This window comes from Streptomyces sp. NPDC058674 (assembly GCF_042716505.1).
Lineage (GTDB): Bacteria > Actinomycetota > Actinomycetes > Streptomycetales > Streptomycetaceae > Streptomyces.
This window is the reverse complement of record NZ_JBHXSC010000117.1, coordinates 1-10429: the sequence shown is the minus strand read 5'-3', so window position 1 is coordinate 10429 and position 10429 is coordinate 1. Positions and strand designations below refer to the sequence as shown.

Below are 10429 nucleotides of genomic sequence, written 5' to 3'. Positions count from 1 at the left end.
GGCCGTGGGGTGGGGCCCCCCCCCCCGGGGGGGCGGGCCCGGCCCCGGTTGCGCCCACCCCCCCCGGGGTACGCTGTGTTGTTGCCGGGGGGCTACACGCCCCCCGGCAACGACCGAGGTCCCCTCGGCGACCAAGGCTGCATTGTGCCCTTTGCGGCCATCTGCCGCATTCGGCCCTTCGGGCTCCAGCCCATCGGGTGCCTCCCGATGCCGATGCCGACCCCGGGGCCGGCATCGGCAGGCGCCCGGTGGGGCGCCGCGCCGCGGTGCGTCGAGCGCCCGCGGCCTGCCGCGCGCCCGGCGACCCCGGCTCGCCGTACGTCCGCACCCCGGCGCCTGGCGGCCCCGGCCGGCCGTGTTGGCCGGACGGGCTGGTCCGGCCGGTGCCGGGGTGGCCGCAGGCAGGTGTGCGGCCGAACGCGGTGCACCAGCCGGACACGGTGGGCCGGCCGGCGGCAGGCTGGCCTCAGGTGGTCCGGTGGACGCCAGGGCGGCCCCAGTCGGCCGGGCGGGTTGGTCCGGCCGACGCCGGGCGGCCTCGGCCTGCCGCGCGGGTCGGTCCGGCCGGTGCCGGGGTGGCCCCGGTCGGCCGGGCGCGGTGGTTCGGCCGCACGGCCCGGCGGGTTCAGGTCGTCGTGCAGCCGCACGCGCGGTGGCGTCCGCCGTGCACCGCCGTGGAGGACGCCGGCCGCGGCACCGCTGCGGCTCCGCGCGCCGCCCGCGCCGAGGCCGCCCGCCCCGCCGCCGACTCCGCGTCGTGCACCACCCGGCCGCCGACCAGGGTCATCCGTACCACCGTCCCGCTGATGTCGGCCACCGGACAGCGGGTCACGTCCCGGTCCAGCACCACCAGGTCCGCCGCCTTGCCCTGCTCCACCGTCCCCGTCAGCCCCTCCTGGCGCAGTTGCCACGCCGTCCCCGACGTGTGCATCCGCAGCGCCGAACTCCGCCCCAGGCCCTCCAGCTCCCGGTGCAGCGGCCCCGCGCCGTGGGCGCCCTGCCGGTCGACCGCCGTCCGCAGCTGGTTCCACACCTGGAGCGCGTCCACGGGCCAGTCGGAGCCGCCGGACAGCCGCGCCCCCGCCTTCTCCAGGCTGCGGGCCGGGTACATCCACCGGTGCCGCCGCGGCCCGATGTACGGGAGCAGCGCCTCCATCGTCCAGGTGTCCTCGGCCGCCCACTGGAGCTGCATGCAGGCCGCCACGCCGAGCTGCGCGAAGCGCCGCAGGTCCGCGGGGTCCACGAGCTGCAGGTGCGCCACCGCGTTGCGCGGGTCGCGCCGCCCCGTCACCCGGCGCGCGTACGCGTATCCGTCCAGGGCCGTGCGCACCGCCCGGTCGCCCAGCCCGTGGGCGTGCATCTGCCAACCGGCGGCGTTGAAGGCCGCGGTCAGCCGCCCGTACTCCGCCGCCGAGGTGTAGAGCTCCCCCCGGTTGCCCGTCGGCTTCCCCGCCCCGTCCAGGTACGGCGCCAGCAGCGCCGCCGTCTGCGCGGGGTACTCGATCACCCCGTCCAGGAAGACCTTCACCATCCCGAACCGCAGCCCGGGCACCCCCTCGAACTCCCGCCGCAGCCCCTGCGCGTACGCCAGCGCCCCTGCCGGGTCCTTCGCCTGCGCGGCGTCGAGCCGGATCGCCGGGACGATCCGCTGCGGCAGCCGCCCCGACCCGGCGAGCTCCCGGTAGAGCCCCAACTCGTGCCGTCCCGCGAGGGCGTCCATCATCGTCGTGACCCCGGAGGCGGCCGCCAGCCCCAGCACCTCGGCGCACGCCGTGACCAGCTCCGCCCGGGAGGGTTCCGGCACGTGCCGCTTCACCAGCTCCTGGGCGTCGTCCTTGAGCACGCCCGTCGGCTGCCCGTCCGCGCCCTTCACGATCCGGCCGCCCACCGGGTCGGGCGTGGCCGCGGTGATCCCCGCGACGTCGAGGGCCCGGCGGTTCGCCCACAGGTTGTGGCCGTCGCCGCCGACCAGGATCACCGGCCGACGGGTCGCCAGCGCGTCCAGCACCGTGTGGTGCGGCACGCTGCCGGTCGGCAGCAGGCCGACCGGGTTCCAGTCCTCCACCACGAGCCAGCGGTCCGGTTCCGCCCCCGCGCCCCCGGTGTCCGCGAGGAAGCCGGTGAGGATCGCCAGGAGCTCCTCGCGGGTGGTCTCCGCACCCTCCAGGGAGGGCCGCAGCGACCGGTCCCCGGCCCCCAGCGGGTGCACGTGCCCGTCGTGGATGCCGCTCATGACGGTGTTCCCGCGCGCGTCGACGGTCTCGGTGTCCCGGCCGACGTACCGGCGCAGCGCCGCGTCCGGGCCCGTGGCGAGAATCCGGCCGTCCCGGCCGACCGCCACGGCGCACCCCGCGCCGCCCCGGGCCGGGTCGCCCTGGGCCGCCCCGGTGAAGAGCCGCGCGTTGTGGATGACCAGGGCCGCCGAAGCGCGCCCCGAGGGCGCCGCCGGGGCCGCCGAGGCGGCGCCCGCCGCGGCGCCGACCAGACCGGCCGCGCCGGCGGCGCCGGCCGCGGCCAGGAGCCCGCGCCGGGACAGCGGCCGGGCGGGAGGGGGGACGGGGGAGGCGGAAGGAGAGGAAGGGTGCGGGGAAAACGTCATGGCCACTCCGTACGTTGGACGTGGCGAGGACACTCTTTGATTAAGCCCGTAACCAGAAGCCGTCCCGGCCGACGGAATCCGCAGGCGGCGTCCGTACGATGACCGCGTGCCTGGACCGGGACCGACCATCGCCGACATCGCGCGCGCCGCGGAGGTCTCCACCGCGACCGTCTCGCACGCGCTCAACGGCACCGGCCGGCTCGGCGACGGCACCCGCCGCCGGGTCCGCGAGACGGCTGCCTCCCTCGGCTACGGAGCCCGCCGGGGGCCCCGTACGCGCACCCTCGGCCTCGCCGTCACCACCTACGCCGGCTCGGCCTGGGACTATGCGGGCGTCGCCTACTTCTCCCGGCTGCTCACCGCCGCCACCTCCGCCGCCCACGCCCGCGGCTACGCGCTGACCACCCTGCCCGCCGACCGGGGCGCCGAGCCCCTGTGGCACACCCTCGCCGTCGACGGGATGCTGCTGCTCGACAGCCCGCAGGGGGACCCGGTGCTTCGAGCGCTGCGGGCGCGCGGACTGCCGGTGGTCTTCGACGGCCGGCCCGCCGCCCCGCTGCCGGCGGACGTGTGGGTGGACAACGACCACGCCGCCACGACCCGCGAGGTGCTCGACCACCTGGCCGCGTCGGGGGCCCGCCGGATCGCCCTGCACTGCGGCTACGGCCGGGAGTTCTACACCGGGGCGGTCACCGCGGCCTACGAACGCTGGTGCGCGGAGCGCGACCGGCCCGCCCTGGTGATCCCGTTCGACCCGGCGGACGGGGCCGGCCACGCCTTCGACGGGGCCTTCGCCGCCCCCGGCCGCCCCGACGCCGTCTACTGCGTCTACGACCCCGGCGGTCGCCAGGTGCTCGCCGCCGCCGCGCGCCACGGCATCCGCACCCCCGGGGACCTGCTGCTGGTCTGCGCCAGCGACGATCCGGGGTACGCGGAGCTCGACCCCTCCGTGACCACCGTCACCCTCAATCCCGAGCGGATCGCCGTGACGGCGGTGTCCGCGCTGGTCACACTGATCGAATCCGGGCATGCGGAATCCCCCGGGCAGCGCACCGTGCCGACAGGACTACGGGTGCGCGCCTCGTCCCTTCCCCCGGACATGTACTAGAGTTATCTCGACATCGAGATATCTGCCCCAGGCGTACCGCAGCCGTCCCGCGCGGGTAAGGGTTACCTAACTTAGCCTCACCTTAGCGGACTGGCCAGTGGGCCACGCGGCAGGATTGCGGTAAAACGCGCGAATTCATGCATGAAGGAGACTGTCGTGTCGGCGAACAGCTTCGACGCCCGCAGCACGCTGCAGGTGGGCGACGAGTCGTACGAGATCTTCAAGCTGGACAAGGTCGAGGGCTCTGCCCGCCTCCCCTACAGCCTGAAGGTCCTGCTGGAGAACCTGCTCCGTACCGAGGACGGCGCGAACATCACCGCCGACCACATCCGGTCGCTGGGCAACTGGGACTCGCAGGCCCAGCCCAGCGAGGAGATCCAGTTCACGCCGGCTCGCGTGATCATGCAGGACTTCACCGGCGTCCCCTGCGTCGTGGACCTCGCCACCATGCGCGAGGCCGTCAAGGCCCTCGGCGGCGACGCGTCCAAGATCAACCCGCTGGCCCCGGCCGAGCTGGTCATCGACCACTCGGTCATCGCCGACAAGTTCGGCACCCCGGAGGCGTTCCTGCAGAACGTCGAGCTGGAGTACGGCCGCAACAAGGAGCGCTACCAGTTCCTGCGCTGGGGCCAGACCGCCTTCGACGAGTTCAAGGTCGTCCCCCCGGGCACCGGCATCGTCCACCAGGTCAACATCGAGCACCTGGCCCGCACGGTCATGGTCCGAAACGGCCAGGCGTACCCCGACACCCTCGTCGGCACCGACTCGCACACCACCATGGTCAACGGCCTCGGTGTGCTGGGCTGGGGCGTCGGCGGCATCGAGGCCGAGGCCGCGATGCTCGGCCAGCCGGTCTCCATGCTGATCCCGCGCGTCGTCGGCTTCAAGCTGACCGGCGAGCTGCCCGCCGGCACCACCGCCACCGACCTGGTGCTGACGATCACCGAGATGCTGCGCAAGCACGGCGTCGTCGGCAAGTTCGTCGAGTTCTACGGTGAGGGCGTCGCCGCCACCTCGCTCGCGAACCGCGCCACCATCGGCAACATGTCGCCGGAGTTCGGCTCCACCGCCGCGATCTTCCCGATCGACGACGAGACCCTGAAGTACCTGCGCCTGACCGGCCGCGACAAGCAGCAGGTCGCGCTCGTCGAGGCGTACGCCAAGGAGCAGGGCCTGTGGCTGGACCCGGCCGCCGAGCCGGACTTCTCCGAGAAGCTGGAGCTCGACCTCTCCACGGTCGTCCCCTCCATCGCCGGCCCCAAGCGCCCGCAGGACCGCATCGTCCTCGCGAACGCCGCCGAGCAGTTCGCCCAGGACGTGCGCAACTACGTGGACGACGTGGACGAGGCGGGCATGGAGTCCTTCCCGGCCTCCGACGCCCCGGCGAACCACCCGAACGGCGCCCCGTCCAAGCCGACCCCGGTCACCCTGGCCGACGGCACCTCCTTCGAGATCGACCACGGCGCCGTCACCGTCGCCGCGATCACCTCCTGCACCAACACCTCGAACCCCTACGTCATGGTCGCCGCGGCGCTCGTGGCCAAGAAGGCGGTCGAGAAGGGCCTGACCCGCAAGCCGTGGGTCAAGACCACCCTGGCCCCGGGCTCGAAGGTCGTCACCGACTACTTCGACAAGGCCGGCCTCACCCCGTACCTCGACAAGATGGGCTTCAACCTCGTCGGGTACGGCTGCACCACCTGCATCGGCAACTCCGGTCCGCTGGACGAGGAGATCTCGAAGGCGATCAACGAGCACGACCTCGCGGTCACCTCGGTGCTCTCCGGCAACCGCAACTTCGAGGGCCGGATCAACCCCGACGTCAAGATGAACTACCTGGCCTCCCCGCCGCTGGTCGTCGCGTACGCCATCGCGGGCTCCATGAAGGTGGACATCACCAAGGACGCCATCGGCACCGACACTGCGGGCGAGCCGGTCTTCCTCCAGGACATCTGGCCCTCCGAGGCCGAGGTCAACGACGTCGTGGCCAACGCCATCGGCGAGGACATGTTCAACAAGTCCTACCAGGACGTCTTCGCGGGCGACGCCCAGTGGCAGGCGCTGGAGATCCCCACCGGCAACACCTTCGAGTGGGACCCGCAGTCCACCTACGTGCGCAAGCCCCCCTACTTCGAGGGCATGACGATGGAGACCACCCCGGTCTCCGACATCGCCGGCGCCCGCGTGCTGGCGAAGCTGGGCGACTCGGTCACCACCGACCACATCTCCCCGGCCGGTGCGATCAAGGCCGACACCCCGGCCGGCAAGTACCTCACCGAGCACGGCGTCGAGCGCCGCGACTTCAACTCGTACGGTTCCCGCCGCGGCAACCACGAGGTCATGATCCGCGGAACCTTCGCCAACATCCGCCTGCGCAACCAGATCGCGCCGGGCACCGAGGGCGGCTTCACCCGCGACTTCACCGTCGAGGGCGCGCCGGTCGCGTTCATCTACGACGCCTCGCAGAACTACCAGGCCGCCGGCATCCCGCTGGTCATCCTGGCGGGCAAGGAGTACGGCTCGGGCTCGTCCCGCGACTGGGCCGCCAAGGGCACCGCGCTGCTCGGCGTCAAGGCCGTCATCGCCGAGTCCTACGAGCGCATCCACCGCTCCAACCTGATCGGCATGGGCGTCCTGCCCCTGCAGTTCCCGGAGGGCGCCACGGCCGCCTCCCTGGGCCTGACGGGCGAGGAGACCTTCGCCTTCACCGGCGTGGAGGAGCTGAACGACGGCACCACCCCGCGCACCGTCAAGGTCACCACCGACACGGGCGTGGAGTTCGACGCGGTCGTCCGCATCGACACGCCGGGCGAGGCGGACTACTACCGCAACGGCGGCATCATGCAGTACGTGCTCCGCAACCTCATCCGAGGCTAGAGGCGCGCCAGGCGGAGCCGAATCAGTCGACTCGGCTCCGCCAGTCGGCACCATAGGGCCGTATCCCCGAAAAAGGGGATACGGCCCTTCCGTTCGTTCCGGTGCCTTCGGCGGCCGGGTCAGGTGACGGTGAGGTCTCAACTCGGAAAAGCCGGGGCTGATCCTTGTGCATGATCTTGCTCACCCGAGCGGAAGTGGACTATACCTGTGCCCGTCCGGACCACCGCGAATCGAGCGGCCCCGGACCGGGGGACGGCGGGGACCTGCGGTGATGCCGCATGCACGGCAACTGTCGCGATGCCCCTCCTCCTTCACACTTCTGACGAAGGCGAGGACTTGAGCATGGGATCCACCTCCGCCCACGGCGAGAACAGCACCGACGGCCTCGGCCGCCGCGACCTGATCAAGCGCTCCGCCGCACTCGGCCTGATCGCCGTGCCGACGATGAGCTTCCTCTCCGCGTGCGCTTCCGGCGGTGAGGAGGCGCCCAAGGGCGGCGCCCCCAAGGGAGCGGTCACCAAGGAGAACCCCTTCGGCGTGGCCAAGGGCGGCAAGCTCGACGTCGTCGTCTTCAAGGGCGGCTTCGGCGACGACTACGCGAAGGCCTGGGAGGCCGCCTTCGACAAGAAGTGGGGCACCACCAGCTCCCACCTGGGGACCCAGGAGATCACCGCCAAGCTCCAGCCGCGCTTCAACGGCGGCAACCCGCCGGACGTCGTCGACGACGCCGGCGCCCAGCAGATCAAGCTCGACGTGCTCGCCAAGGGCGGCCAGCTCGCCGACCTCGCCGCGGTCCTCGACGCGCCCTCGCTCGACGACCCGTCGAAGAAGGTGCGCGACACCCTGATCGCCGGGACGGTCGAGCAGGGCACCCAGGGCGGCAAGTTCGTCGCGCTGAACTACGTCTACACCGTCTTCGGCTTCTGGTACTCGGGCAAGCTCTTCAAGGAGAAGGGCTGGACGGCCCCGAAGACCTGGGACGAGTTCCTCGCGGTCTGCGCCAAGGCCAAGGAGGCGGGCATCGGGGGCCTCGCCCACCAGGGCAAGTTCCCGTACTACATCAACGTCGTCATCATGGACCTGATCGCCAAGAAGGGCGGCCTGGACGCCATGAAGGCGATCGACAACCTGGAGCCGAACGCCTTCGAGGGCAGCGCGGCCGCCCTCGCCGCCGTCGAGGCGGTCTACGAGGTGGTCGAGAAGGGCCTGTTGATGCCGGGCACCAACGGCCTCACCCACACGGAGTCCCAGACCGCCTGGAACCAGTACAAGGCCGCCTTCATCCCCTCCGGGTCCTGGCTGGAGAACGAGCAGCTGAAGCAGACCCCGGAGGACTTCGACATGAAGTTCCTCCCGGTCCCGGTGCTCGCCGACAGCAAGCTCCCCTTCGAGGCCATCCGGGCCGGCGCCGGCGAGCCCTTCATCGTCCCGGAGAAGGCCGCCAACAAGGCCGGCGGACTGGAGTTCCTCCGGTCGATGCTGTCCCGCGAATGGTCGACGATCTTCGCCCAGCAGGCCAACTCGCTCACCGTCGTCAAGGACGGCGTGGACCCCGCGGTCAAGCTGCGGCCCGGCACCCAGTCGGCGGTCGAGTCGCTCAAGAGCGCCGGTGACAACACCTTCAACTACCTGTACACCGAGTGGTACAGCGAGATGGGCACCGAGCTCGAGAACGCGTCCAATGAGCTGATGGCGCAGCGGATCCAGCCCAAGGAGTGGATCAAGCGGGCCCAGGCTGCGGTAGACAAGGCGGCCAAGGACCCCAACGCCAAGAACAACCGCCGCAGCTGACGCCGCGTCCACCGGTCGCCCGGTGGGGGCACCACCCGGCGGTAGCCGGGGGAACCAGGGACGGACACCATGAGCCACGTAGCCCGGGGGAAGGGGAAGAGCGGCTTCATCGCCGGCTTCCTCGTCGCGCCACTCGCACTGTATGTCACCTTCGTCATCTGGCCGTATGTTCAGACATTCGGCTATTCCTTCACCAACTGGACCGGCCAGTCACCGACGTTCGACTTCGTCGGCCTGGACAACTACACGGCGTTGCTGGAGGACGAGGTCTTCCGCGGCGCGCTCTGGCACAACCTGCTGCTCCTGGTGTTCGTCCCGGTGATCACGATCCTGCTCGCCCTCTTCTTCGCCTTCATGGTGAACGCGGGAGGGCGCGGCGGGGCCGGCGGAGTCCAGGGCGTCAGCGGCTCGCGCTGGTACAAGGTCATCTACTTCTTCCCGCAGGTCCTCTCCCTCGCGATCCTCGCCGTGCTCTTCGGCGCGATCTACCGCAGCGACGAGGGCGGCCTGCTCAACGGCTTCCTCGTCAGGCTCGGCGTGGTCGACGCCCAGCACCCCGTCGAATGGCTCAACGAGCCCGACCTCGTCCTGTGGTGCCTGCTCTTCGTGGTCGTCTGGCACGGCGTCGGCTTCTACCTCGTCCTCTTCTCCGCGGCCATGCAGACGGTCCCCAAGGACATCTACGAGGCCGCGCTGCTCGACGGCGCCGGACGCGCCCAGACCTTCTTCAAGGTCACCCTGCCCCTGCTGTGGGACTCTGTGCAGACCTCCGCGGTCTACCTGGGCATCGCCGCGATGGACATGTTCGTGCTGGTGTCGACCATGACCTCGGGCCAGTTCGGCGGCGGACCCGACCACCACAGCGAGGTCATGGCCACGGTGCTGATGCGCAACTTCCTGTACTTCGGCAAGAGCGGATACGCCTGCGCCATGGGCGTGGTCATGCTCGTCCTGACCATGATCCTCTCCGTCATCACGCTGCGCGCCACCCGCCGCGAGCGCATCGAGTTCTGAGCGGGAGACCTCCATGACCACAGTGATCAAGGCTCCGGGCGAAGCGCCCGCGGAGCGTTCCGGCGGTGCCGGGCAGGCGAAGGAGCGGGAGCGGCGCCGCTCCGACGGCATGGTCCTCAACGTCTTCTCGCACGGGTTCCTCGCCCTCTGGGCGATCATGATCGTGCTGCCCCTGATCTGGCTCGTCCTCGGCTCCTTCAAGACCGACGCGCAGATCGGCGGCTCCGCCCTGAGCTGGCCCTCCAACTGGCACCTCGACGCCTTCGCGCGGGCCTGGACCAAGGGCATCGGGGGCTACTTCGTCCACACGGTCATCGTGCTGGTGTTCTCGGTGCCGCTGACCATGCTGCTCGGCTCCATGGCCGCGTACGTACTGGCCCGCCACCCCTTCAGGGGGAACCGGCCCGTCTACTACTTCTTCGTCAGCGGGGCCATGTTCCCCGTCTTCCTGGCGCTCGTCCCGCTGTTCTTCATGGTCAAGCGCTTCGACATGCTCAACACCTACCAGGGCCTGATCCTGGTGTACGTCGCCTACTCGCTGCCGTTCACCGTCTTCTTCATGCACTCCTTCTTCAGGACCCTGCCGACGGCGGTGTACGAGGCCGCGGTCATCGACGGCGCCTCCGACACCCGGATCTTCTTCCAGGTGATGCTGCCGATGGCTAAGCCCGGCCTGATCAGCGTCGGGATATTCAACGTGCTGGGGCAGTGGAACCAGTACATCCTGCCCGCGGTGCTCATGCAGCCGCAGACGAGCGAGGACCCCGAGCGCTACATGCTCACCCAGGGCCTCATCCAGCTCCAGCAGCAGATGGGGTACGAGACGGACCTGCCGGTGCTGTTCGCCGGCGCCACCATCGCGATCATCCCCATGCTGGCGGTCTACCTGTCCTTCCAGCGCCAGATCCAGGCCGGCCTGACCTCGGCCACCCTGAAGTAGCCCCGGCACCGGCCCGGCGGCGCGAGCTTCGCCGAGGTGCGGGGAGTGAGCATGGTCACGACGCATACCTCCCTCCAGGTGTCCGGGCAGCGCGGAGCCGCAC

At 71.1% G+C, this 10429-nt stretch carries 6 protein-coding genes; 5 read left to right on the top strand and 1 reads right to left on the bottom strand.

Annotated elements, in window-relative coordinates; all coding sequences use genetic code 11:
• Positions 1–625: 625 nt before the first annotated feature.
• Positions 626–2599 carry an amidohydrolase gene (locus ACFWU6_RS33030; protein WP_383809262.1) on the bottom strand — a complete coding sequence of 658 codons (1974 nt, stop codon included), beginning with the start codon at positions 2597–2599 and terminating at the stop codon, positions 626–628.
• Between the two features lie 106 nt (positions 2600–2705).
• Between ACFWU6_RS33030 and ACFWU6_RS33025 the strand changes: the two genes are divergently transcribed.
• From ACFWU6_RS33025 to ACFWU6_RS33005, 5 genes are all read left to right on the top strand, one after another.
• A complete protein-coding gene (locus tag ACFWU6_RS33025; protein WP_383809259.1) occupies positions 2706–3707 on the top strand; it encodes a LacI family DNA-binding transcriptional regulator in 1002 nt (333 codons plus the stop codon).
• 156 nt (positions 3708–3863) lie between these two features.
• Entirely contained in the window at positions 3864–6581 is a 2718-nt protein-coding gene (acnA, locus tag ACFWU6_RS33020) for an aconitate hydratase AcnA (protein ID WP_383809257.1), read from the top strand.
• Positions 6582–6923: 342 nt separating this feature from the next.
• Positions 6924–8372, top strand: a complete 1449-nt coding sequence (gene ngcE, locus ACFWU6_RS33015; RefSeq protein ID WP_383809255.1) for an N-acetylglucosamine/diacetylchitobiose ABC transporter substrate-binding protein — start codon at positions 6924–6926, stop codon at positions 8370–8372.
• A gap of 69 nt (positions 8373–8441) precedes the next feature.
• Positions 8442–9386, top strand: coding sequence for a carbohydrate ABC transporter permease (locus ACFWU6_RS33010; RefSeq protein ID WP_383985071.1), 945 nt, complete (start codon positions 8442–8444; stop codon positions 9384–9386).
• 13 nt (positions 9387–9399) lie between these two features.
• Complete coding sequence (locus tag ACFWU6_RS33005) at positions 9400–10326, top strand: carbohydrate ABC transporter permease (protein WP_383809249.1); 927 nt, start codon at positions 9400–9402, stop codon at positions 10324–10326.
• Positions 10327–10429: the final 103 nt, after the last annotated feature.

Coding starts and splice junctions, on each gene's coding strand:
- ACFWU6_RS33030 (WP_383809262.1), bottom strand. CDS start 2,599: ATGACGTTTTCCCCGCACCCTTCCTCTCCTTCCGCCTCCCCCGTCCCC.
- ngcE (WP_383809255.1), top strand. CDS start 6,924: ATGGGATCCACCTCCGCCCACGGCGAGAACAGCACCGACGGCCTCGGC.
- ACFWU6_RS33010 (WP_383985071.1), top strand. CDS start 8,442: ATGAGCCACGTAGCCCGGGGGAAGGGGAAGAGCGGCTTCATCGCCGGC.
- ACFWU6_RS33005 (WP_383809249.1), top strand. CDS start 9,400: ATGACCACAGTGATCAAGGCTCCGGGCGAAGCGCCCGCGGAGCGTTCC.